Annotated in this window: 24 protein-coding genes; 12 read left to right on the top strand and 12 right to left on the bottom strand. The window is 38.6% G+C overall.

Going from position 1 to position 22,445, the window contains the following annotated elements:
* Window positions 1-26 precede the first annotated feature (26 nt).
* A complete protein-coding gene (gene polA / locus H0W62_12130; protein ID MBA3649276.1) occupies window positions 27-2,822 on the bottom strand; it encodes a DNA polymerase I in 2,796 nt (931 codons plus the stop codon).
* A 395-nt stretch (window positions 2,823-3,217) separates the two neighbouring features.
* Here polA and H0W62_12125 point away from each other — a divergent pair, with 395 nt between their 5' ends.
* The 5 genes from H0W62_12125 to H0W62_12105 all read left to right on the top strand — a co-directional run bounded on the left by H0W62_12125 (window position 3,218) and on the right by H0W62_12105 (window position 5,638).
* Window positions 3,218-3,442, top strand: a complete 225-nt coding sequence (locus tag H0W62_12125; GenBank protein MBA3649275.1) for a hypothetical protein — start codon at window positions 3,218-3,220, stop codon at window positions 3,440-3,442.
* A gap of 5 nt (window positions 3,443-3,447) precedes the next feature.
* On the top strand, window positions 3,448-3,594 hold the full coding sequence (locus tag H0W62_12120; protein ID MBA3649274.1) for a hypothetical protein: 147 nt from the start codon (window positions 3,448-3,450) through the stop codon (window positions 3,592-3,594).
* Between the two features lie 24 nt (window positions 3,595-3,618).
* On the top strand, window positions 3,619-4,539 hold the full coding sequence (locus H0W62_12115; GenBank protein ID MBA3649273.1) for an alpha/beta hydrolase: 921 nt from the start codon (window positions 3,619-3,621) through the stop codon (window positions 4,537-4,539).
* Between the two features lie 8 nt (window positions 4,540-4,547).
* Window positions 4,548-4,901 carry a cupin domain-containing protein gene (locus H0W62_12110; GenBank protein ID MBA3649272.1) on the top strand — a complete coding sequence of 118 codons (354 nt, stop codon included), beginning with the start codon at window positions 4,548-4,550 and terminating at the stop codon, window positions 4,899-4,901.
* A 125-nt stretch (window positions 4,902-5,026) separates the two neighbouring features.
* Window positions 5,027-5,638 (top strand): class I SAM-dependent methyltransferase, encoded by a 612-nt coding sequence (locus H0W62_12105; protein ID MBA3649271.1) that lies wholly within the window; start codon window positions 5,027-5,029, stop codon window positions 5,636-5,638.
* Window positions 5,639-5,710: 72 nt separating this feature from the next.
* On the opposite strand, the gene H0W62_12100 is transcribed toward H0W62_12105, so the two are convergent.
* Window positions 5,711-6,691: a helix-turn-helix domain-containing protein gene (locus tag H0W62_12100; GenBank protein ID MBA3649270.1), complete on the bottom strand. Its 981-nt coding sequence runs from the start codon at window positions 6,689-6,691 to the stop codon at window positions 5,711-5,713.
* 123 nt (window positions 6,692-6,814) lie between these two features.
* Here H0W62_12100 and H0W62_12095 point away from each other — a divergent pair, with 123 nt between their 5' ends.
* Together H0W62_12095 and H0W62_12090 are read left to right on the top strand one after the other, a co-directional pair.
* A complete protein-coding gene (locus tag H0W62_12095; GenBank protein ID MBA3649269.1) occupies window positions 6,815-7,261 on the top strand; it encodes an SRPBCC domain-containing protein in 447 nt (148 codons plus the stop codon).
* 25 nt (window positions 7,262-7,286) lie between these two features.
* Window positions 7,287-8,093, top strand: coding sequence for an SRPBCC domain-containing protein (locus H0W62_12090; GenBank protein MBA3649268.1), 807 nt, complete (start codon window positions 7,287-7,289; stop codon window positions 8,091-8,093).
* Between the two features lie 206 nt (window positions 8,094-8,299).
* On the opposite strand, the gene H0W62_12085 is transcribed toward H0W62_12090, so the two are convergent.
* Entirely contained in the window at window positions 8,300-8,638 is a 339-nt protein-coding gene (locus tag H0W62_12085) for a carboxymuconolactone decarboxylase family protein (protein ID MBA3649267.1), read from the bottom strand.
* A 94-nt stretch (window positions 8,639-8,732) separates the two neighbouring features.
* Here H0W62_12085 and H0W62_12080 point away from each other — a divergent pair, with 94 nt between their 5' ends.
* The 4 genes from H0W62_12080 to H0W62_12065 all read left to right on the top strand — a co-directional run bounded on the left by H0W62_12080 (window position 8,733) and on the right by H0W62_12065 (window position 11,418).
* Entirely contained in the window at window positions 8,733-9,365 is a 633-nt protein-coding gene (locus H0W62_12080; protein MBA3649266.1) for a LemA family protein, read from the top strand.
* Between the two features lie 5 nt (window positions 9,366-9,370).
* Window positions 9,371-9,817 (top strand): TPM domain-containing protein, encoded by a 447-nt coding sequence (locus H0W62_12075; GenBank protein ID MBA3649265.1) that lies wholly within the window; start codon window positions 9,371-9,373, stop codon window positions 9,815-9,817.
* A complete protein-coding gene (locus H0W62_12070) occupies window positions 9,810-10,580 on the top strand; it encodes a TPM domain-containing protein (GenBank protein ID MBA3649264.1) in 771 nt (256 codons plus the stop codon). The genes H0W62_12075 and H0W62_12070 overlap by 8 nt, the downstream gene beginning before the upstream one ends.
* A 67-nt stretch (window positions 10,581-10,647) precedes the next feature.
* Window positions 10,648-11,418, top strand: coding sequence for a class D beta-lactamase (locus tag H0W62_12065; GenBank protein MBA3649263.1), 771 nt, complete (start codon window positions 10,648-10,650; stop codon window positions 11,416-11,418).
* 68 nt (window positions 11,419-11,486) lie between these two features.
* Here H0W62_12065 and H0W62_12060 read toward each other — a convergent pair whose 3' ends face one another.
* The 9 genes from H0W62_12060 to H0W62_12020 form a co-directional block, all read right to left on the bottom strand.
* Entirely contained in the window at window positions 11,487-12,515 is a 1,029-nt protein-coding gene (locus H0W62_12060; protein MBA3649262.1) for a sulfotransferase, read from the bottom strand.
* Window positions 12,516-12,536: 21 nt separating this feature from the next.
* Window positions 12,537-13,808: a chromate efflux transporter gene (gene chrA / locus H0W62_12055; protein ID MBA3649261.1), complete on the bottom strand. Its 1,272-nt coding sequence runs from the start codon at window positions 13,806-13,808 to the stop codon at window positions 12,537-12,539.
* Between the two features lie 174 nt (window positions 13,809-13,982).
* Window positions 13,983-15,443 (bottom strand): LysM peptidoglycan-binding domain-containing protein, encoded by a 1,461-nt coding sequence (locus tag H0W62_12050; GenBank protein ID MBA3649260.1) that lies wholly within the window; start codon window positions 15,441-15,443, stop codon window positions 13,983-13,985.
* A gap of 399 nt (window positions 15,444-15,842) precedes the next feature.
* Window positions 15,843-16,079, bottom strand: a complete 237-nt coding sequence (locus H0W62_12045; GenBank protein ID MBA3649259.1) for a twin-arginine translocase TatA/TatE family subunit — start codon at window positions 16,077-16,079, stop codon at window positions 15,843-15,845.
* An 82-nt stretch (window positions 16,080-16,161) separates the two neighbouring features.
* On the bottom strand, window positions 16,162-16,626 hold the full coding sequence (locus H0W62_12040) for a hypothetical protein (GenBank protein ID MBA3649258.1): 465 nt from the start codon (window positions 16,624-16,626) through the stop codon (window positions 16,162-16,164).
* A gap of 19 nt (window positions 16,627-16,645) precedes the next feature.
* Complete coding sequence (locus H0W62_12035) at window positions 16,646-17,302, bottom strand: hypothetical protein (GenBank protein MBA3649257.1); 657 nt, start codon at window positions 17,300-17,302, stop codon at window positions 16,646-16,648.
* A gap of 73 nt (window positions 17,303-17,375) precedes the next feature.
* Window positions 17,376-17,849 carry a sigma-70 family RNA polymerase sigma factor gene (locus H0W62_12030; GenBank protein MBA3649256.1) on the bottom strand — a complete coding sequence of 158 codons (474 nt, stop codon included), beginning with the start codon at window positions 17,847-17,849 and terminating at the stop codon, window positions 17,376-17,378.
* Between the two features lie 221 nt (window positions 17,850-18,070).
* The gene (locus tag H0W62_12025) at window positions 18,071-19,039 is read right to left on the bottom strand and encodes a transketolase family protein (GenBank protein MBA3649255.1); all 969 of its coding nucleotides are present in this window, start codon (window positions 19,037-19,039) and stop codon (window positions 18,071-18,073) included.
* Window positions 19,040-19,092: 53 nt separating this feature from the next.
* Entirely contained in the window at window positions 19,093-19,935 is an 843-nt protein-coding gene (locus tag H0W62_12020; GenBank protein MBA3649254.1) for a transketolase, read from the bottom strand.
* 280 nt (window positions 19,936-20,215) lie between these two features.
* Between H0W62_12020 and H0W62_12015 the strand changes: the two genes are divergently transcribed.
* A complete protein-coding gene (locus tag H0W62_12015; GenBank protein MBA3649253.1) occupies window positions 20,216-22,375 on the top strand; it encodes a T9SS type A sorting domain-containing protein in 2,160 nt (719 codons plus the stop codon).
* Window positions 22,376-22,445: the final 70 nt, after the last annotated feature.

The following is a 22,445-nucleotide window of genomic DNA, read 5'->3' as shown; positions in this document are numbered from 1 at the left end:
TATGATAAGTAAAATATCGGTCGGGATTAATGCGCATCTAGCCAATTCTTGCCAGTTCCGGCTCCTACTTCAATAGGTATTTTCAATGGCATTGCGCTTTTCATCTTCTCTACCACAATCTCTGTTACTTCATTTAGTTCAGGTTCATATACATCGAACACAAGCTCATCATGTACCTGAAGGGTCATTTTACTTTTGAATTTATACTTTTTGAATTCGTGGTGAATATTGATCATCGCTACTTTTATCATATCAGCAGCAGATCCCTGGATGGGGGCATTTATGGCAAGCCGTTCGGCCTGACCGCGCACGGTAAAGTTGGCTGAATTGATATCACGCAAATATCTTTTTCTTCCCAGAACAGTCTGCACATATCCGCTGGAGCGCGCAAATTCAATATTGCCTGCCATCAAAGTACTTACTCCCGGAAATTGTTTTTGATAATTATCAATAATTTCTTTTGCCTCACCTCTCGAGATTCCCAATGTCTGAGCGAGACCGAATGCAGATTGCCCATAGGCTATTCCAAAGTTTACCGCTTTAGCATTTCGCCTCATTTCAGATGAAACTGTACCCAGCTCTACATTATAAACTTTTGAAGCAGTGGCTGAATGGATATCCAGGCCTTTACGGAATGCATCAAGCATATTTTCATCATCACTCAGGGATGCTATAATACGCAGTTCAATCTGGGAATAATCACAGGAGAGCAAAACATGCTCATCATCCCTTGCAATAAAGGCTTTCCTGATTTCTCTTCCGCGCTCGGTTCGGATAGGTATATTCTGTAAGTTCGGATCATTTGAGCTTAATCGTCCTGTCGCAGCAATTGCCTGGTTGAAACAGGTGTGCACCCTTCCCGTTTTCGGAACAATTAATAAAGGAAGTGCATCTACATAAGTTGACTTCAATTTAGAAAGCTCGCGGTGATCCTGTATTTTTTTAGGAATTTCAAATTCTTTAGCAAGCTTGCTTAAGGTGTCTTCGTCCGTAGAATACTGACCACTTTTTGTTTTCTTGCCTATATATGGAATTTGCAGCTTATCAAACAAAACCTCTCCCAACTGCTTTGGTGATGCAATGTTAAATTGCATGCCAGCCAGTTCATAAATTTCTTTTTCAACCTGGGTTATTTCTTTTTCCAGCTGTTTTGAATAATCATCGAGAAACTCCTTGTCGATCTTCACACCTTGAAATTCCATTTCTGTCAGCACCGGTACGAGCGGAACTTCCACATCATTAAATAAATTTTCTACTTCTGCCTTCTTTAACAGGGGAAGAAAGATATTTTTTAACTGAAGCGTAAGGCTTGAATCTTCACCGGCATATTCCGAAACTTTATCTATTTCCACATCGCGCATGGTTCCCTGGTTTTTTCCCTTCCTGCCCAGCAATTCCTCAATGCGAATGGGTGCATAACCTAAATAATTTTCAGAAAGGATATCTATAGTATGACGTTGATCGGGTTCTATGAGATAGTGCGCAAGCATCGTATCAAAGAATGGAGGCTTCACTTCAATGTTATACCATTTCAGGAGCAGGATGTCATATTTAATATTCTGACCTATTTTCAGAATACTTTCATTTTCCATAAGCGGTTTAAAATGGGATAGAATTTCAAGGGTAACATTTAAGTCCGGTGGAGTTGGAATGTAATAAGCTTCATTTGGCCTGAAGCAAAATGAAAGACCCACCAGTTCTCCAAGATTTGCATCGACCTGGGTAGATTTCGTGTCAAAGCAAAATTCCTTTTGCTGAGAAAGCTGATGTACCAATTCCAAAATCTTTTCTTTGGAATCTGCTATATGATATTGATGCTCGGTATTTGAAATATTTTTCTCGGCAGTTACAGTTTCTTTAATCGTTGCTGAAACAATATTGGTGGCAACGGCAGCGGCTTCTTCACTGAATAGATTTTTTTGTTTTCCTTCCGAAATCACCGAATAGTTTTCCCCTATTATTCGTTTTCCCAGTGTCCTGAATTCCATATCATTGAAAATCCTGGTCAGCTCTTCCTTATCCGGCTGTTCCATTATTAACCGTTCTTCCTCAAAATTCACCGGCACATTTATGTCGATCGTTGCGAGCTTTTTAGAAAGCAGAGCCAGCTCCTTATTTTCAATTACTGTTTGCTGAAGTTTTCCTTTTAGCTGTTCAGGATGATCGACAAGATTTTCAATGGAGCCGAATTCATTTACCAATTTTTTAGCAGTCTTCTCTCCGACCCCAGGCAAACCGGGAATGTTATCTATTGAGTCACCCATTAGACCCAGTATGTCTATCACTTTTTTGGTGTCATCGATCTCCCATCTTTTCTTAATTTCTTCTACTCCTAATATCTCTATGGGCCTGCCCTGGTAAGCAGGCTTGTACATGAATATATTCCCTGTCACTAATTGTCCAAAATCCTTATCCGGCGTTACCATGTACACCTTGTAACCAATCGCCTCGCCTTTTTTTGCTAATGTCCCGATCACATCGTCAGCCTCATAACCGTCAAGCTCCACGATAGGGATTTTGAAAGCCTCAATGATCCTTTTAATGTGCGGCATAGAAAGCGATATATCTTCCGGTTGTTCCTGGCGGTTTGCCTTATATTCTGAAAAATCTTCAGAGCGCTTGGTAGGCGCCATCGTGTCGAAGCACACAGCGATGTGGGTGGGTTTTTCCCTTTGAATTAAATCGACAAGGGTATTTGTAAACCCGAATATAGCGGTGGTGTTTAATCCCTTGGAGTTGTAAAAAGGAGTCTTGCTGAGGGCAAAATATGCCCGGTAAATCAGTGCGAACGCATCGAGAAGGAAGAGGCGTTTGTCGTGCATAAAGAAATAATATTTTGATGGATAACCTGGACAGCCAAGATGCTAATTTATTTTGAGTTGAGCTTTTGCAAAGCTTAATTAATTGAAATTGGATGCTTCCGTTAGTCATAATCACCTATGCTTTATCAATAAATAACTTTTGTAGTAATACCAGTTACTGGTACTTTTCTAAAAAGTATATGGCACGAAACACTTTTATTTTATCAGGTAAACACTTCGAGTAATTTATTGACATCAAAGTGCTTCAGGCAAGTATAATTCAGCAAGTGAAGTAATCAGAATTACTGGCAACTCACTGACACCCGCATTAATCTGAACCATCCAGATGGGATTTAATATTATACCGCAAAAAGAAACCATATCATTGATGACTTTTAATTCTTAGCAAAATAACAATGAGACTTTCAATATTTCTTCTTGTAACAGCCCTTGCTTCGTTTGTATTTGGTGCAGTGATGTTCTTTATCCCAAGCTTTCCAGCAGGGTTTTTAAGCATTGAAACAACGCCTCCCACATTATCCGTTTTAAGAGGCATGGGCGGACTAATTATTGTCAGTGGTGCTATAACTATTTCCTGCGTAATCAAAACAATTCAGAAATTATTAAAGCACTTTTACTGACAAATATGATTACACATGCGCTGGGTTTATCCGCAGACCTGTGGGGCGTGGTTGACGGTGCGCTGACCATCAGCAACATGGCTCTGGTTGAAATAACTCATCTTTTTGTAGGTATTGGTTCTTTAATTTACTATGCAGGATTGAAAAAATAAAAAGGCAGTTTGAACAAATATTTTATGGATGCTGAAAAAATTAAAAAAGTCATTAGTGAGCATGAAGCTTCAGGCAGGTATATAACAATAAATGGCATCAAAACATTTATGTTAGACCAGGGAACAGGTGAAACTGTTTTCTGTATTCATGGGGTACCGACCTCATCTTTTTTATATCGTAAAGTAGTTAAAGAATTAAAAACTTCCGGACTAAGGGCTATAGCTCTTGATTTGCCGGGTTTAGGGCTGTCAGACAGGCCGGAAGATTTTGACTACCGCTTTCCTGTGTTTGCTTCTTTCTGCAAAGATTTTTTAGACAATATCCGGGTGCAGCAATTCCATTTAATAGTGCATGATATCGGGGCGCCTATAGGTTTCGCTTTAGCTGCTATGGTTAGCGATCGTGTCAGGTCCATTACCATTTTAAATTCTATGCTCGACCTGGAAAACTTCACCAAACCATTGCTCATGCGTCCTTTTGAAAAACCGATATTAGGCGAAGCAGAGCTTATGACTTTAACGCATGCTACCTGGCCTTTAATGATGAAATATGCATGCGTAGAAAACCTGGATGCTATACCCAAAGAAGAAACTGCTGCCTACATTGACCTTCTGAAAAGAGAAGATAATGGCAAGGCGTTTTTAAAGATCATGCGGCAATTTGAACAAACACATGAGTTTACGACCACCTGTTATGCAGCTGTTCAAAACCCTGTTTATCCTGTACAATTAATTTGGGGAAAAAATGACCCCTTTCTTCCCTATGATGAGTTTGCAGTGCAGTTTCAAAAAGCTCGGCCCGACGTACCAACCTTTCCGGTAGAAGCTAAACATCTTTTGCAGGAAGAGCAGTTTGAATTTATTGCTCAAAAGGTTAAAGAGCTAGTTCTGCAAACAAGCAGCTTTAATCATAGCAAACCAGGTAACAATCAGAAGTCTTTATGAACGATGTAATGAAATTTCTCCCGTTAACAATTATCGATATTAATAGTGAATCAAAAGATGAAGTTTCTGATTATCTTAATTTGCCACTTTGCTTAATAAATGATCATGTCATAAGAATGAGTATCATGACTGAGCCTTTTTACTGGCATCTTCATCCTAATTCTGATGAAATTTTTTTAGCCATCGAAGGCTCCCTATATATTGATCTCGAAACACATACAGTGGAACTATTGCCGGGGCAATTATTTACGGTACCTGTGAATGTAAAACACAGAACACGTCCGAAAGGAGGTCGATCTGTTAATTTAACTTTTGAACATAATGAGATTAAAACCGTGAAGCTTTCTAGTAATGAAATATAAATTCTGAAGATAAATAAAATATTAGCCGTAAGCCATTGCCGTGTCGCCTGACCCCCGCAACAGCAGCCCCCCTTTAGTTAAAGTATTCAGGAATCAATTTAATTAATGGTAAAACTTTAATAGTAATGAAAGAAAAATGGGACGACAGATATAGTAAAAAGGAATTTGCCTATGGTGAAGAACCTAACAACTACCTTAAAAAACAACTGACTAAAATCCCGGTTGGAACGATATTGTTTCCTGCTGATGGAGAAGGAAGAAATGGAGTATATGCAGCTACTCTTGGCTGGACCGTTTTTGCATTTGACCTTAGCATAGAGGGAAAAAAGAAAGCAATTCAATTGGCAGCCATTCATCAGGTTGAAATTAATTATGAGGTTGGAGATTTTCAGTTTCTGACTTATAATATCAATCAATTTGATGCAATTGCTTTAATTTATGCTCATTTTCCTGCAGACAAAAAATCCAGCTACCATAAAATATTGACAACCTATCTTCAGCCGGGCGGAATGGTGATATTTGAAGCCTTTAGCAAAAAACACCTGGAATATAATAGCAAAAATGAAAAAGTGGGCGGGCCAAAAGAAATAGGTATGCTATTTTCTATAGACGAGATAAGATCTGACTTTGAAAATTTTGATATTATAGAATTGGCTGAGCAGGAAATTGAATTGAATGAAGGACTATTTCATAATGGAAAGGGTTCGGTAATAAGATTTGTCGGGCGAAAAAAATAAATTACTACTGACAGGCAGATAGCAAGCTGAATTTTAAAAATATCCCTGAGTTCCGGCTCCATTGCCAAGCTTTCACACTACCGCTTCCCTATTATATTTACTCCTGTATTCTAATGGCGACATACCAGTGAATTTTCTAAATACTTCCCGAAAAGCTTTAACATCAGAATAGCCAACTTCATACATTACTTCATTAACAGTTTTACGGCTGGTCTCAAATGCCTTCTTTGCCGATTCAATTTTTACCCTTTGGGCATATTCTACAGGAGTATTACCGGTTGCTTTTATAAAACGTCTGTCAAAGTTTCGCCTGCCCACGGCAAATCTTGAAGACAAATGTTGAACCGATATTTTTTCATGCGGTCTATTTTCAATATAAGCTTGTGCCTTCTGAATTATTTCATCCCCGTGCATCTTCTGTCCTTTAAATATTATAAATGCTGATTGGCTTTGCCTGTCCATTTCAATCTGAAAAACTTTGGAGCAAAAAATTGCTGTTTGCCTGTCGTAATATTTTTCTATAAGATAAATTATCAGGTTTAGGAAAGAATACGCACCGCCATTTGTATAAATACCGTATTCATCAGTGATCAATTTATCAGTTTGTAGATTCACTTTCGGAAACATGCTTTGGAAACTATCTGCAGCAGACCAATGCGTAGAGCAACTTCTTCCATCCAGCAAACCGGTTGATGCAAGCAGGAATGCACCGGTACAAATGCTTGCTATTTCAGCACCATCTTTATATTGCTTCTCGATCCAATCAATAAGCAGCTTATTTTTCTCTACGGTTTTTTGATAATTATGGTTCAATGAAGGAATGATAATAAGGTTGGTTTTTGTTATAGAGGAAATGTGTGTATGCGGCTTCACTGTAAATAAACCACCATAGAATTCCACTTCTTTTGAAATGCCTGCTAATTCTATTTTAAACAATTCCTTTCTCTTGTTCTCCTTCCAATATTCATTAGCTCTTGTGAATATTTTATAAGCACCAACTATACTGCTTAAGTTATTTTTTCCGTCAGGAACTATTATAGTGAGATGTTTCATCGAACAAAGATAGATATATACTGTGTCCAAATCAACCCGCTACAAAGTCCATTTTGCACCCCACACAGGTAATATTCAGACAATACTTTTGCTGATAGAATTACAATTAAAAATTATAATGACATGAACACACAAGATTTCACAACTACGATGTTAGTTGACCAATCTCCCAAAGAAGTATTCAATGCCATCAATGATGTTTACGGATGGTGGTCAGAAGATTTTAAAGGCAGTTCAGAAAACCTGAATGATGAATTCGAAGTTGTTTTTGGAGACGTGCATTATTCCAAATATAAACTGGTTGAAATAATCCCAAACAAGAAAGTTGTTTGGCTTGTTACAGACAGTAAACTTAATTTTCTAAAAGATAAAACCGAATGGACGGACACGAAAAATATTTTTGAAATATCAACAGAAGGTGATAAAACAAAAATTCATTTTACGCACTTAGGTTTAGTTCCTCAAATCCAATGTTTCAAAGATTGTTCAAATGGATGGAACTACTATTTGCGTAGTTTGCTGAGCCTGATAACTACAGGCAAAGGGCAGCCCAATAAAAAGGAAAAGTGAAATAATAAATCAATAAAAATATAACATGAATAATCAAGATTTCACCACTACCATTTTGGTAGACCAAAAACCGAAAGAAGTATTCAATGCCATCAATAATGTCCGCCAATGGTGGTCAGAAGAAATTGATGGCAATACAGAAAAACTTAATGATGAGTTTACGTATCATTATAAAGATGTCCATTCCTGCAAAATGAAATTAATAGAAGTGATTCCTGACGAAAAGGTCGTTTGGCTTGTGCTCGATAATTACTTTTCTTTTACAAAAGACAAAAGCGAATGGATAGGAACTAAAATCATCTTTGAAATTACTCAACAGGATAATAAAACAAAACTGCACTTTACGCACGAAGGATTAGTTCCTGAATATGAATGTTACAATGCCTGTGTTAATGGCTGGACGCAATATATAGAGCATAGTTTGCCGGATTTGATAACTACAGGTAAAGGTCAGCCTAATGGAAATGAAAAAGCAAACACGATTCATGAAGTTGCTGCACGGTTCAGTGAGCTTGCACAGCAGGAAAAATGGTTTGAGATTCAGGACGAACTGTTTGCAGATAATGTACGAAGCATTGACCCGCCAAATTCTCCCTATTTTGCATATGCAGAAGGCAAAGCTAACGTCCGCAAAAAAGGTGAAGACTGGGTTAAACGTATAGAGGCAGCTCATAAACGTTATACAACTGAGCCCATTGTAGCCGGAAATCATTTCGCTGTAGGAAGAGAAATCGATATTACTGTGCAGGGGTTGGGAAGAATACAGATCAATGAGATAATGATCTATGAAGTAAAGATTGGCAAGATAGTATCAGAGCAGTTTTTTTATTAAAGCGATATCTGCCCTATTCCTGGTCAAAAAAAATTTCGTAGAGATAATTGTATAAACTCAGTACTTAACTGTTATTTTAATTTCAGTTAAACAGGCAAATGTGTCCAATAAGACCACCTCAGAAAATACATGACCGTGAATCCCTCTTAAACCCTGTCGGGCCCGAATTAGGTAAAATTTGATTTTCAAACTTGCCTCCCGGCACCTTAATCCAGCGCTTCCCAATATTCCACAGCTCTCCGGAAATGCGGAATCACAATAGTGCCGCCAACGATATTTGCTACTGCAAAAATCTCAAATATCTCTTCTGTAGTTACTCCTGCTTCCTTACATTTTCCCAGGTGATATTTAATGCAGTCGTCACAACGCAACACCATGGAAGCAACCAATCCCAGCATCTCCTTTGTTTTTACATTCAGCGCGCCTTCTGAATACGTATTGGTATCAAGGTTATAAAGACGGTTGATCACTTTATTATTTTGAGATAGAATCTTTTCATTCATCTTTGAACGATAGTCGTTGAAGGCTTTTACGAGTTGATGCATAGTAGTTTTTGATTAAAAATTACAGAATTCACTTTAGCTTTTCGAAATAATTACCTTTGCTTCCATTTTCGTAAACTTAAAAAATTTTCCAGCCATGAAAATAAACAGGTCACTGATTGTTATCGGAGTTATTGTTCTTATTGCCATTGTCTTGTATTCCACATTCAAGGGAGCCTACAATAATATGGTGACCAAGAACCAGGATACACAGGCCAAATGGTCGCAGGTAGAAAGTCAGTATCAACGCCGTACTGATCTTTATACCAGTGTGGTAAAGGTAATTCAGGGGTCTGCGGATTTTGAGCAAAGCACATTAACGCAGGTTATAAATGCCAGGGCAAGGGCTACGTCGGTGACTGTAGATCCATCCAAGCTTACTCCTGAATCCATCCAGCAATTTCAACAGGCCCAGGATCAGCTGAGCTCAGCCTTCAGCCGCTTGCTGGTGGTTGCGGAAAGGTATCCTACTCTTCAAACTACGCAACAATTCAAGGATTTTCAGGTACAAATAGAAGGCACTGAAAACCGTATCAATAAGTCAAGGGATGATTTTAACCTTTCAGTTCAGGATTACAATACCTACATCAAAACTTTTCCTAACAATATGATGGCAGGCATGTTTGGGTTTACAGAGAAAGGATATTTCAAGTCAAATCCTGGCAGCCAAAATCCTCCTGATATCAATTTTGACATGCACCATTCGGGCACTGATACATCAAGAAAATAACGCTGATGCCCTCTTCAAAAAATTTGCTTTCTGCTGAGGAAAAAGACAAAATTGTCCTTGCAATCCGTGAAGCCGAAGAAAAAACTTCAGGTGAGATCAGAGTTTTCTTCGAAAACTATTGCAGGAAAAATGTGCTTGACCGCTCCATCGAGATTTTTCAGAAGATGCAAATGGAGAAAACAGAAAATAGGACAGGTGTTTTAATTTATGTTGCCTGTAAAGACCAGGTCTTTGCCATTTTGGGAGATAAAGGTATCCATGAAAAAGTGCCTGAAAATTTTTGGGATGAAACGAAAGAAATCATGCAAGGCCATTTTCAGAATAATGAATTTGCAGAAGGTTTGGTTAAGGCAATTACCATGTCTGGTGAACATTTAAAAAAACACTTTTCACGAGGCCCAGAGGATAAGAATGAGCTTTCAGATGAAATTGATTTTGGTGACGATGAATAAGAGAAACATTTTCTTAAATACAGTTCTTAGTTGCCTGGTGCTATTTACAGCACATACAGTATTTGCTTTTCAGATCCCGTCTAAACCCGATCCACCGAAGCTTGTTAATGATTTTGCCCACATGCTGTCTGCAGGCCAGGTAGCGCAATTGGAATATAAGCTGGATGCTTTAAGCGATTCGACCTCAGTTCAAATCGTTATTGTTACTGTTACCTCGCTCGATGATAACGATATTGCTCAAACAGCTTTTAAGATTGGTGATGAATGGGGTGTAGGCGGTAAAAAACAGGACAATGGGTTTGTCATTCTTGTGGAAGAAACAGGTCACCAGGTATTTATTGCTACCGGTAAAGGGGGTGAAGGACCGGTTACAGACGTGCAGGCTAAACAAATCGTAGATCAAATCCTTATTCCTAATTTCAGAAACAATAATTATTACCAGGGGTTAGATGATGCAACCTCAGCTATAATCAAGCTTACAAGGGGCGAATTTGTAAATGAGCTGGGTACTCGCAAAACTGATTCCCATTCATCGTATGCTGCTTTAATTATTGTGATCATCATTCTGCTGCTCCTTATGAACCGTATCAACAGGGGCGGTGGTGGTATTATTAACCGGAGAGGGTCTTTCTTTCCATGGCTGTTTCTGGGTGGCATGGGCCGGGGTTTGGGGGGAGGCGGAGGCGGCTTTGGCGGCGGTGGTGGTTTTGGCGGATTTGGGGGCGGAAGCTTTGGCGGTGGCGGAGCCGGTGGCCGATGGTAACATCATTCTATTTGAACTTCATCTATAATTGAATATCCCAACTAAACACTTTCTATTTTTTTGTTTCTTGTTTTTTCTTTTAAGCTCCTGCACCCCTCCCATTGGAGACCATCATCCAGAATGGAAAAAGTACTTTGATGAATTTAATGTCACCGGATGCATTGAGATCTACGACTTAAAAGAATCCGCTTTTACAGATTATAATCCCGACCGTTGTGCGCAACGGTTTATACCTGCCTCTACTTTTAATATTCTTAATTCTCTTGTTGCCTTAGAAACTAAAGTAGTTTTTGATGAGCATTATGTAATAGAATTGGATAGTATAAAGCGTGATATACCTGCCGGGAAATACGATCAGGATATGGAAGAAGCGTTTAAAAACTCTACCGCATGGTATTATCAGGAAGTGGCACGAAGGGTTGGATTAAGCAAAATGCAGCAATATCTTCATTTACTGCACTATGGAAATATGCAAACGGGAAGTATTATCGATAGTTTTTGGCTGAACGGTGATTTAAGAATTTCCTGCGATGAGCAAATCGAATTTCTAAAGAATTTTTATACGTACCAGTTTCCGGTTACCAAACGCTCAGTAGATATCGTTAAAAAAATTGTGCTGCAAAAACATACTTCAGGTTATTCCATAAGCGGGGAAACGGGATGGGGAAAAGAATCAGGAAAAAATATTGGCTGGTATATTGGCTATGTTGTGAAGGATACTGGCGTTTATTTTTTTGCACTTAATATTGAATCATCTGAAAAGCAGCCAAAAAATTTTGCAGAGGTGAGATCAACTATTACAATGGATATTTTAAAAGATCTTAAAATTCTTCCATAATATTCACGGTTTATGTGAAAATCTGGAAACCTCCATGTTATCTTATTCAACACGATTTAATTAAAAAACTATAAAAGCACTTGTTCTTCTTTCCATTCCTTAACTGCTTGCTTTAGCTCAATGAGCACCTGTTCCTGCCTTTTCCGTTTTTCAGCATCTTCCGGATCTGTCTTTTTGGCCTGCTCTTTTTTAAGCTTTTCATTTTCTTCACGGAATTGTTCAACCTGTTGAGCAGTAAAACGCATCTCTTCGCCGTTTTTAATAAATACTCTTTCATATCCTAATTCATCCATTTCCTTTCCGGTTATAGATTCAATAATGCGAAGCTGATCTTCTTTCAATTCCTTCATAAATTTATTGGAATTATCATGCATGATAGGTTTGGTAACATTTTCCCAGAGCGAGCTCGATGCTGCTGTATTTTTAGCCTCTTCACTGTCATAAAATTCCATCATATCTTTTCTGAAATCGATACGTAAGAAGCCACAGAGATTCCGTAAAGTACTTTCTGTTTCTTCCGTCAGGCCTGTGTAGGATATGGTGAAATAACGGTCAGAATGTAGTTTAGAGCGGGCATCAAGAGAAAGGCGTTGAAGGTCTGACCACTGCTTTGAAATAAAGTAAACATGCTTTTCGCCAATTACTGCTTTCGTAAAAGATAAGGCTACATCACGTGCATCACGATGAAGGTATATGTATTTATTGTTGCCAAAGTATTTATTAAGTGAATCTGCCCACCTGATATTTTGCATGCTCTTGCACATCCATGCGTGTGCATTATTTGACTCCGCATAAATATCCATTACAGCACCATATATTGCAATAACATGTTGCTCGCGGCAACGTCTTTTAACGTCATCACGTTCAAGCACTGTATTTAACCAGGGCACCGGATTGGTTTCCACCAAACGACAAACACTTTCAACAAGCTGGTTAAATTTATGATCGTCTAATATCCGGCTTACAGGAACAATGGGATCAATGCGTTGTAAGATATGAGGAGGATGAGGAGCCGCAATCTCATGAGAATTAGAAATCATCAGGCGCAATAAGTTAGAGCCCGAACGCTGTTCGCCTACGAGAAAAAGTGCTTGCATGAGGTATAGTTTATTTGCAATTTATGGGTAAAGAAAATATCCAATTAAACCAGCTGTAGGAATTATATACACTACATCGAGATTAAACCGAAATAATGCTAGTAAGGCGCCGGCAAAAATAATAACTGTTGGCCAAATCTCCTGTATATTATGCCAATTAATCCCACGGGGAGGTGGTGCATTTAGGATTACATATACAGCTATAAGTATCATACCTATAACTCCGCATCTTATTCCCCGCATCACTGCTTTTGCTGCAGTCGATTTCTTAAAATAATCAAGAGCCTGGGAGGCCACTACCATCAATACGGCAGGTGGCCCGAAAATAGCAATCGTAGAAAGTAAAGCACCAAGAAAACCTTTGACCTTATAGCCAATAAAAGCAGCCGCAATTAATATGGGACCCGGCATAATCTGACTAAAGGCAATGCAATCGACAAATTCATTTTTATTCAGCCAATGAAACCCATCCACAATCTGGTGCTGAATCATAGGAATAATGACATACCCTCCTCCAAAGAGCATCAAGCTTAATCCACTGAATGTAGTAACAAGATTTCCATAACTGTTTTTATCAAGAGCCGGATGAGAAAGACCCAATGCAATAAGCACTGCAGCGAACAGCAGGGTTATACCTACCTTTGCAAGTGGAAATTTATGCTGTACCGTTATTACTGTTTCAGGTTGTTTCGTTTTATCGTTGAACAGAAAGTATCCTATAAATCCAAAAAGAATTACAATAGAAAAGGTGATATACAATTGATATTCTTTTGGAGCGAAGAACAGCAACAGAAAAGAAATTATCACCAACCCTGCTTCTTTCCAGCCTTTTACAGTTTGCTTTGCCATTCTCCACACAACGCTTAAAATAACAGCAGCAATTGCAGGAATGAAACCATGAAAGAAACGGGTTACCTGGCTTAATTGACCATATTTGGAATAAAGATAGGATAGCAATACCATAAGTATAAATGATGGTATTATTACAGCCACTGCAGCTGTTATGGCACCTTTAGTTCCCTTTAACTTATTGCCTGCGTATGCTACTACATTAACCGCCTGAGGCCCGGGAAGCAAACTGGCTAATGAAATTCCATCAAGCATATCTTCCGGTTTCAACAGCTTCTTTTTCTTAACAACGGTGCTTTCAACAACAGATATTAATGACATAAATCCACCAAACCCAAGACATCCTGCTTTTAAAAAAGTAAGGAAAATGTAGGAAAGAGAAATTGATTTTTGCTCAGCAGGCGTTTCAACCGCTAGTGTGTCTGGTATCGGAGTTGTAGCCAAAATATGATTGGATGAATGACTATTTACTGCATTTAAAAGAAAAGGCGCATAAAATCTGCTGCTGATTCCTGCCTTATTGCTTTTTTAAACAGCGCCAAAAATACACTTATTTCTCTTTTTTGGTAGTTATTTTTATTATTATGAAAATAAAAAAAGAAAGATATTGCGAAGTAACTACCCCTTCAAACTAATCTTAAGTACCGTACCGGCTTTAAGATTGTTGCACTTGGAAGGGCCATTAATAGCTTTTAATGCGGAAATAGTAGTACCGTGCCGCTGTGCAATAGTTGATAAAGTATCTCCATATTTTGCTTTATAATAAACATACCTGGTGTTTGAGGATATTGGTTTTTTAACAGAATTTGAGGTAGAAGAGGAAGCAATAGCACCTGTAGCATTATGAGATGAGTAGATTTTTAAATGCTGCCCCTTATGAACGGTAGAACTCCTTAATCCATTCCACTTTTTTAATTGAGTTACAGATACATGGTATCGTGAAGCAATCTTTCCTAAATTATCCCCGCTGCGGACCGTATAAGTTACCCGGCCTGTAGGATCGTATCCACCTTCAAACAGGGTTTTAACATTTTTGGAATATAAAATCATGGAATCTTTTTTCTCATCATACCGGGAAATTTTCGAGCTCGGTAATTTAAAAAAGTAGTGAATGTCCTCCAGGCCAGGAATTACATTACTCCTCAGACCCGGGTTTAAGAATTTTATTTCTTCTACCGACATATCCATAAACTTCGCCACCACATCACAAGTCATTCGACCTGAAACATCCACGGTGCAGATAGAGTCATAAATGTATTGGGGGTAAGTTGGGGAAAGTTCGTACTGATCATAGTAGTTCATTACATATGCTGCAGCAATAAAGGCCGGTACATATGCCCGGGTTTCACGTGGTAAATAATTTTGAACATCCCAAAAAGTATTACCACCGGATCGCGAGATTGCTTTATTAATATTTCCAGGACCGCAATTATAGGATGCAATTGCCAACAGCCAGTCACCGTAAATTTCATACATACTCTTTAAGTATTGGGCAGCACCTTCCGTAGCCCTGATTATATCTTTTCTTTCATCAACATATGAATTGATATTAAGCCCGTATAGCTTAGCGGTTCCATACATAAATTGCCAGATGCCTGTTGCTCCACACCTTGAAACTGCATGGGGGTTTAAGGCAGATTCAATAATAGACAAATATTTAAGCTCCCGTGGTACTCCATACTGATCCATGATCTGGTCGAATATGGGGAAATACATTTTGCTGAGCCCAACCATACGTGATACCTGCTCCCGGCGATTGAGCACATAGAGGTCGATATATTTTCTTACTTCCGAATTATATACAAATGGAACTCCGGATACCAATGCAATCTGATGGATGCGAGCCTCATACACTGAATCAGCATAGGCAGGAACATTCACATCTGCAAAAGAAATTTTATCAGGTTGTAAACTATCAATAACAATATTACTATTATCTAGGGCATTAAGTGAATCGTCACTCTCAAACTGGCCCGGCAGCAACGAAGGATCGGAGGCTATAGAGCTATCTGTTTGCGCAAATAATGTTGCTGAATTAGTTAGCAAGCAGCTAAAGGCGAAGAGAAAAACTGCTTTCATTTTTAGTGATAAGTACTTCGTCATTGATACTTTGTTGTTACATTAGAAATTCCTTTGCTGCAAATAAATGTAATATCACCTGGAAAAATTCATTTTTAGAAATTTTTAACAACGGAATGACCTTGTTATGATCTGAATTACGATGAACGATAAAAGGAATAACGCATTGTCTCTAAAACGATATCTTTTATCGTCTGGATATGATATAATTCAAATGTTCGATTCAATTAACTATAATGCACTTGAGTACAATGCTATTTACGAAGGATAACAATTTTAATCCATTTCGTGTGATAACTCACCAGATGAATAGATAAAAAGGTAAGGTAAAATTAGCAGGAGATTATTGCACTGTACGATAGAGTTATTGCTCGTTATATTATGCCGGTTAATAAAATACTAACTGGCATTTTTTGAAACTTCATTGGAAGTTTCCTTTTTTTTATCTCCATCCTTCATACCATCTTCCAGTTCCTTCTGTATATTATTCTTAGCGCTGTTGAATTCAGAAATACCCTTACCGAGGCCACGCATGAGCTCTGGAATTTTCTTTCCGCCAAAAAGCAAAAGAATTGCAAGGAAGATAAGCAGCCACTCACTTCCACCGGGAGCACTTAATAGAAAAATGGGTTCCATTTAAGAAGATTAAGATGGTAAAAGTAACTCAATTAATTAAAATGCACCAGCCCTTATCAAATAAGAAGATCCTTAATACCCACTATTTACTATTTGGATCATTCTGCCGGGCAGGCGGCTCATTTCCCTTGATAATATAAACTTTAAAAAGCTGTTCCGCGCGATAAAGCTGAGCTACCTTCTTTATGGGTAACACTTCCTTAAATTCCTCATTATATTCACGGTTCAGATCCAGTTCCTTTTGCTTATAATTTAATTCATTCTCCATAAGCTTACTGATTTGCTCATCTGTATATTTATCAAAATTTACATTGGGCTCCAGTAATTTCACTGCTCTGTTACTTCTAAGGCTTGCAAGATCCTGCCGATACTTATTATAGACAGGCCAAAATTGTTGTGCTTCCTGGGGTGAAAGATTTAATTGCTCAGTGATAAAAGCAATACGCTGCGATTCAATATCCCTTGTTAGCTTAGTTTGACTTTGCGCCTTTGATAAATTACTCAGAAGCAGGATGCTTACTATCACCATTACACATTTCTTCCTCATTAGCAATAATGTTTAACTATCATTTTAAATTTTCAATAAATCCCGCATCTACATCACTTACCTCAAGCATATACTGTTGATAATCTTTTAACTCCGGCTTAATAACCGGGGCCTTTGAAGAGCTTTTAATTTTCTGTTTTATCGTCTCCTTATCGTTGTGTTGCTTATAGTAGAGGTCATAAACAAAGGACTCATCCAGCTCAGAAATATTTTCACATAAAAATCTTGTGTTTTCCTCAGTCAAATTCTTATTTACAACCTCATGAGGTACGGGCGAAACGGTCAGCAACTTATTTTCATTCCTGAAAAACCACGCTGAAAAAGTCACAATCAATACAACAGATGCAGCAGCAAGCCAGATTCTATATTTTTTATATTTTGAAATAAAGTGAGTAGGAGCCGCTGCTGCATTAGCGTATTGAGATTCATTAACTGAATTTAGTATAGACTCAGAAAGCTTATCAAAGTAACCATCCGGCACATCAAAAGGATGGTCTTTAACTGTTGAAAGGTTTCCAATATCGTTACGGGTTTTTCCTTTTACTTCCTTAATAAGCAGTATTTCCAGGTTCTGGAAATAATTTTTCGGAATAATAAAAGGATGGCTTTTTTGAACTGAAGCCAAAACCGGTGCATGCCTGCTTATTTCCTGCTGTATGACTTTTTTTTCTTCCATTTTCTTTTGCACTGCATTATTATTCGGTTTCTAAGATTGGATTTGTTCACAAAGGTTTAATTGATGGCAAATTTTATTCTTCATCGAGCAAGAATTTTTCAACCTTTTTTACTGCATGATGAAAGCTTGCCTTTAGAGCTCCTACAGATGTTTCCAGAACTCCGGCCATATCTTCATAGGGCAATTCATCATAATAACGTAACTGAAAAACGATGCGCTGTTTAGCGGGTAATGAGAGTATGGCATTCTGAAGTTTTAACTGTACCTCATCTGCATTGATAAATTTACCGGATTGCAGTTTATTTTTGAGATCGCTGTCTTCATCATCAATTGAAAACCATCCCTTTCTTTTTTTTCTATCAAGAAAATTTAAGGTAATGTTAGTAGCAATTCTATACATCCAATAAATAATCCTGGACTCTTCCCTGAACTGTGGCAAGTTTTCCCACACTTTTATAAATACATCCTGCACCAGGTCATTTGCATCATTATGATCAATTACCATTCGCCGGATAAACCAGTATATACGCTCCTGATCACGGTGCATCAGCCATGTGAAAGCTTCTTCTTTCCTGTTTTCACGAAAGGCAGAAAGGATTTGCTGGTCAGTATAATTTGGTTGAATGCGCAGTGCAGGCCCTGACAATGTTTGATTTTTTTTTCAAAACAAAACACTTAAAGATAAGCGTTAAGCTTTACATAAATAAGGTGAAGTACATACTAAGGAAGGATATTATACCATTTATCACCTTGCATTTGGGGTCATTGTCAGTTCTTCATTTGCTTTCGGCCCATAACCTTATTTACTGCTTCGAGGACGTTTGGAGTGTCAATATTGTATTTAGTCATCAGCTCTTCCGGTTGTCCGCTTTCACCAAATGAATCATTAACGGCAACCATTTCCATCGGCACTGGATAATTCCGGCTTATAACTCCTGCAATAAGGTCTCCAAGACCTCCATAAATTTGGTGCTCTTCAGCGGTTACTACACAACCTGTTTTCCTTATAGAATTAATAACTGTTTTTTCATCCAGAGGTTTAATGGTAGCAATATTTATTATTTCAGGTGAAACTCCCTGACGTGTTAATATTTTACCCGCCTCAATTGCTTTCCAAACCAGGTGGCCTGTGGCGATGATTGTGACATCATTTCCTTCCGAAAGAACATAGGCTTTGCCGATTTCAAAAGGTTCATTTTCCGGTGTGAAATTGGCTACTTTTGGTCTTCCAAAACGCAAGTAAACGGGACCATAATAATCGGCAATAGCCAGGGTTGCAGCCTTGGTTTGATTGTAATCACATGGCACGATTACAGTCATTTTGGGAATCATTCGCATTAAACCAATATCTTCCAGAATTTGATGTGTTGCACCATCTTCTCCTAAGGTAAGTCCTGCATGTGATGCGCATATCTTTACATTCTTTTCAGAGTATGCAATAGATTGACGTATCTGATCGTAAACCCGGCCTGTTGAAAAATTGGCAAAGGTGGAAGTATAAGGAATCTTCCCTCCTATTGTTAAGCCTGCTGCAATACCCATCATATTTGCTTCAGCAATTCCAACCTGTATAAATCTATCAGGAAATTCTTTAATAAAAGCATCCATCCGGAGAGAGCCGGCAAGGTCGGCCGTAAGAGCCACCACATTATGATTTTTTCGACCCAATTCCACTAATGCGGCACCATAACCGGCACGGGTTTCTTTTTTGTCTTTATCAGTATATGTGTCAAGCATAATGTATGGTAATAGTTAAATATCGTAAAGCCTGCTATTAATAATTATAGTTCTTAATAATCACCCAAGGTTACAGGGAGCTGTTCCAGTGCCTTTGCCAGCTGCTCATCGTTTGGCGCCACTCCATGCCATTCATGATTATCCACCATAAAATCTATCGGGTATCCCATATGCGTTTTCATAATCACTGCAACAGGCTGTCCCTGGCCTGTAAGCGTTTTTGCTAATTTTAAAGTCGAGACTACCTCTTCCACATTATTGCCATACATCTGCAGGGTTTTCCATCCAAAAGCTTCAAACTTGGGTGCCAGATCGCCATAATCTAAAACTTTTTTTGTAGTACCATCAATTTGCTGCCCGTTCCAGTCAATCGTGGAGATGAGATTATCTACCTTTTTTGCACCTGCAAACATGATTGCCTCCCAGTTCTGACCCTCTTCCAATTCACCATCCCCATGTAAAGAAAATATCAGGTGATCATCATGATTGAATTTTTTTGCAAGTGCAGCGCCAATGGCAACAGACATACCCTGCCCCAGCGAACCGCTTGCTACTCGAATACCTTCCAAATGCTCGGCGATAGCAGGATGCCCCTGTAATCTTGTATTGAGCTTCCGGAAAGTATACATTTCCTTTATATCAAAATACCCTGCCCTGGAGAGTGTGCTGTACCAAACCGGAGATATATGCCCATTGGAAAGAAAAAATAGATCCTCTCCTATGCCATCCATATTGAACTGATTATTGTGCTTCATAATTTCAAAATAAAGCGCCGTAAAAAAGTCAGTACATCCCAATGAACCCCCGGGATGGCCCGACTGCGATCCGTGTACCATGCGCAAAATATCTCTTCGTATTTGGGTAGCAATATTTTTTAATTCTTCTATAGAAGCCATTCAGCTAAATTGTAGTGCGCGTCAAAAATAAAAGAAAATGAACAGGCCGCATAACTATAAATTCCAGACGAAGAAAGCACTCTGACTCAGACGTTAAAATTTTAAATCCATGAGTTTTAATATTAAAATGTACCGGCTGAAATAGATTTTTTGCCTCTTCAAACCTTAGATATTCTCTTTCATTAACTTCTTTCTATTTACCCCGCTTATTCATTTTATATTAATACCCCAATGAAAAGGTGATTTGACACACCATTATTATTAACCTAAATCCTTAATCATGAAATCAATTTTAACATTTTTAAGCCATAAAATCCTGAATATTTCATGGCTTTTTATCATCATGTACTCTGGTGAAACTGCTCAGGCACAATGGTCTCAAACTTCAGGCCCTCAGGGAATTAATGTGAATGTATTCTTCGATAATGGAATTTACTTGTTTGCAGGAACGAGTGCTAAAGGCGTATTTCGATCTGCTGATCATGGAGCCACTTGGGCAGCAGCTAATGATGGTTTAGAGAATGCAATTGTTTATTCATTTGCTCAGGATCAAACCAACTTATATGCTGGTACCCAAAGTGGTGTTTACCGCTCTGCTAACAATGGAAGTACCTGGACAGCAGCTAATACAGGCATTCAAAATCAATCTGTATATGAAATGACGATTGGGGGCGGATATTTGTTTGCAGGCACAATTGGCTTCGGAGTGTTTAAATCTTCAAACCAGGGCGGCTCCTGGACAAATGCAAATGGCGGCGCTTTGGATCAAAGCTTTATTCTGGCAATGTGCTACGTCAATAATAGATTAATAGTAGAAGCAGATAATTATATTTTCTATAGTACCAATGCAGGTAATACGTGGTTCGTGGATCAGGGCAGCACCGCTTTTTATCCAATCGATAACTTTCTGGTAATCGGAGATACCATAGTTGCATCGGCTTATGGTGGTGTTTTTCATTCGTATAATGGCGGAGTATCCTGGAGCCGTTTCCTGCAGGTAAACCCTGTTTTCAGCATTGATGGCCTGGCGTATTCAAATGGAATTGTATATGCGGGATCTCAGGATGGCATGTACCGATCAACTGATTTTGCATTAACGTGGCAGAAGATTCCCGAAACAGGATTGCGTATCGGCTCACGCTTTTATAATCATTTTATACAAAGCGGAAATATTTTTTTATTGGGAATGGATGAGCTTGGGATATATACATCTGCTGACGGAGGGAGCACCTGGAATCCATCTATTTCAGGATTTCCGGGCGCCTCTACTATTGATGATTGCATGATTGATATCGGGGATAATATCTGGACAGGAACTCACAGCGACGGAGTTTATAAAACAGGCAATAATGGAAAATCATGGAAGAAAAAAGGAACCACAAACAACAATGATTCGCTCTCAAACGGAATAGTTTTTTGTATGCTGAATCCCGCTCCCGATATTATTCTTGCTGGCACGTGTGGATTTGGCTTATACCGTTCTGCAAACAATGGAAAATCCTGGAAACATATATTGAATGGATTGCCTTTCAGCAGTAACAACAATTATGAATGTGATTTTAGTTTGACCATGAGTGGAACAAATGTTCTAATAGCCACTGACCAGGGACTTTTTTATTCTTCTGATAATGGGAAAACATGGCAATCAACCAACATCTCCGGTAGTGGCTTCATCGTGGAAGGATTGGGTGCCAATGGAAGCGTTGCTGTGGCTGGTGTTGATCAAATAGTTTCGCCCTTTCAAAGCGGCCTTTACAGATCCACAAATAGCGGGGTTACCTGGACATTTATTGGGGGAATATTGGATGTGATAACCATAGAATCTGATAATGTGAATACATTTTATGCCGGCACCTTATTCAATTCATACCGGTCCACGAACAATGGGCTTACATTTACACTGATGGAAAATGGTATTCCGTCCGGAACGGGAGGATTTGCTATAAAAGCAATCGGCAGCAATGTTTTTGTAGGAAATGGAGCAGGTATCTATTTTTCTAATAATCAGGGCTCGAGCTTTACCAATGCAAATACAGGCCTGGATCCAGATCCCAACAATGCTGTACAGGGAATAGCAGCGAACAGCACGTATTTATTTGCAGGATTATATCACGATGGTGTGTGGAAAAGACCACTCTCTGATTTTGGAATTTCATCTTCTCCCATTTTACGTGATGCAATTACAGTAAATAGCTTGAAGATATATCCCAATCCATTTAAAATACAGACAACGCTGGAGTATAACCTATCCTTGCCGGGGGAAGTAACGCTGTGGATTTCAGATTTATCGGGCAGAATAGTTTTTCAATCGAGTGAATTTGCTAATACGGGTATGTTCTCAAAAACTATTGATGCAAAGGATTTTCTTGCTGGAATATATTTTGTGCAGCTTAAAGAGAGCGGTCACTTTGTAACAACAAAACTTATTATAGAAAAATAAAAATTTAGAAATTCTTTTCAAAAGCTCTTGCAGTCATGCCTGTGAGAGCTTTTGCTTTTAAGTATTCATT

Source organism: Chitinophagales bacterium (assembly GCA_013816805.1).
Classification (GTDB): domain Bacteria; phylum Bacteroidota; class Bacteroidia; order Chitinophagales; family UBA10324; genus MGR-bin340.
The sequence above is the reverse complement of the archived record's forward strand: the minus strand, read 5'-3'. Positions and strand labels throughout refer to the sequence as shown.

Excerpts from the sequence above, each read along its gene's own strand:
- H0W62_12050 (MBA3649260.1), bottom strand. The coding sequence starts at position 15,443 with ATGAAAGCAGTTTTTCTCTTCGCCTTTAGCTGCTTGCTAACTAATTCA.
- H0W62_12115 (MBA3649273.1), top strand. The coding sequence starts at position 3,619 with ATGGATGCTGAAAAAATTAAAAAAGTCATTAGTGAGCATGAAGCTTCA.
- H0W62_12125 (MBA3649275.1), top strand. The coding sequence starts at position 3,218 with ATGAGACTTTCAATATTTCTTCTTGTAACAGCCCTTGCTTCGTTTGTA.
- H0W62_12020 (MBA3649254.1), bottom strand. The coding sequence starts at position 19,935 with ATGGCTTCTATAGAAGAATTAAAAAATATTGCTACCCAAATACGAAGA.
- H0W62_12035 (MBA3649257.1), bottom strand. The coding sequence starts at position 17,302 with ATGGAAGAAAAAAAAGTCATACAGCAGGAAATAAGCAGGCATGCACCG.
- H0W62_12110 (MBA3649272.1), top strand. The coding sequence starts at position 4,548 with ATGAAATTTCTCCCGTTAACAATTATCGATATTAATAGTGAATCAAAA.
- H0W62_12070 (MBA3649264.1), top strand. The coding sequence starts at position 9,810 with ATGAATAAGAGAAACATTTTCTTAAATACAGTTCTTAGTTGCCTGGTG.
- H0W62_12085 (MBA3649267.1), bottom strand. The coding sequence starts at position 8,638 with ATGCATCAACTCGTAAAAGCCTTCAACGACTATCGTTCAAAGATGAAT.
- H0W62_12040 (MBA3649258.1), bottom strand. The coding sequence starts at position 16,626 with ATGAGGAAGAAATGTGTAATGGTGATAGTAAGCATCCTGCTTCTGAGT.
- H0W62_12025 (MBA3649255.1), bottom strand. The coding sequence starts at position 19,039 with ATGCTTGACACATATACTGATAAAGACAAAAAAGAAACCCGTGCCGGT.
- H0W62_12045 (MBA3649259.1), bottom strand. The coding sequence starts at position 16,079 with ATGGAACCCATTTTTCTATTAAGTGCTCCCGGTGGAAGTGAGTGGCTG.
- H0W62_12095 (MBA3649269.1), top strand. The coding sequence starts at position 6,815 with ATGAACACACAAGATTTCACAACTACGATGTTAGTTGACCAATCTCCC.
- H0W62_12060 (MBA3649262.1), bottom strand. The coding sequence starts at position 12,515 with ATGCAAGCACTTTTTCTCGTAGGCGAACAGCGTTCGGGCTCTAACTTA.
- H0W62_12030 (MBA3649256.1), bottom strand. The coding sequence starts at position 17,849 with ATGCACCGTGATCAGGAGCGTATATACTGGTTTATCCGGCGAATGGTA.
- H0W62_12080 (MBA3649266.1), top strand. The coding sequence starts at position 8,733 with ATGAAAATAAACAGGTCACTGATTGTTATCGGAGTTATTGTTCTTATT.
- H0W62_12090 (MBA3649268.1), top strand. The coding sequence starts at position 7,287 with ATGAATAATCAAGATTTCACCACTACCATTTTGGTAGACCAAAAACCG.
- H0W62_12075 (MBA3649265.1), top strand. The coding sequence starts at position 9,371 with ATGCCCTCTTCAAAAAATTTGCTTTCTGCTGAGGAAAAAGACAAAATT.
- H0W62_12105 (MBA3649271.1), top strand. The coding sequence starts at position 5,027 with ATGAAAGAAAAATGGGACGACAGATATAGTAAAAAGGAATTTGCCTAT.
- H0W62_12015 (MBA3649253.1), top strand. The coding sequence starts at position 20,216 with ATGAAATCAATTTTAACATTTTTAAGCCATAAAATCCTGAATATTTCA.
- H0W62_12100 (MBA3649270.1), bottom strand. The coding sequence starts at position 6,691 with ATGAAACATCTCACTATAATAGTTCCTGACGGAAAAAATAACTTAAGC.
- polA (MBA3649276.1), bottom strand. The coding sequence starts at position 2,822 with ATGCACGACAAACGCCTCTTCCTTCTCGATGCGTTCGCACTGATTTAC.
- H0W62_12120 (MBA3649274.1), top strand. The coding sequence starts at position 3,448 with ATGATTACACATGCGCTGGGTTTATCCGCAGACCTGTGGGGCGTGGTT.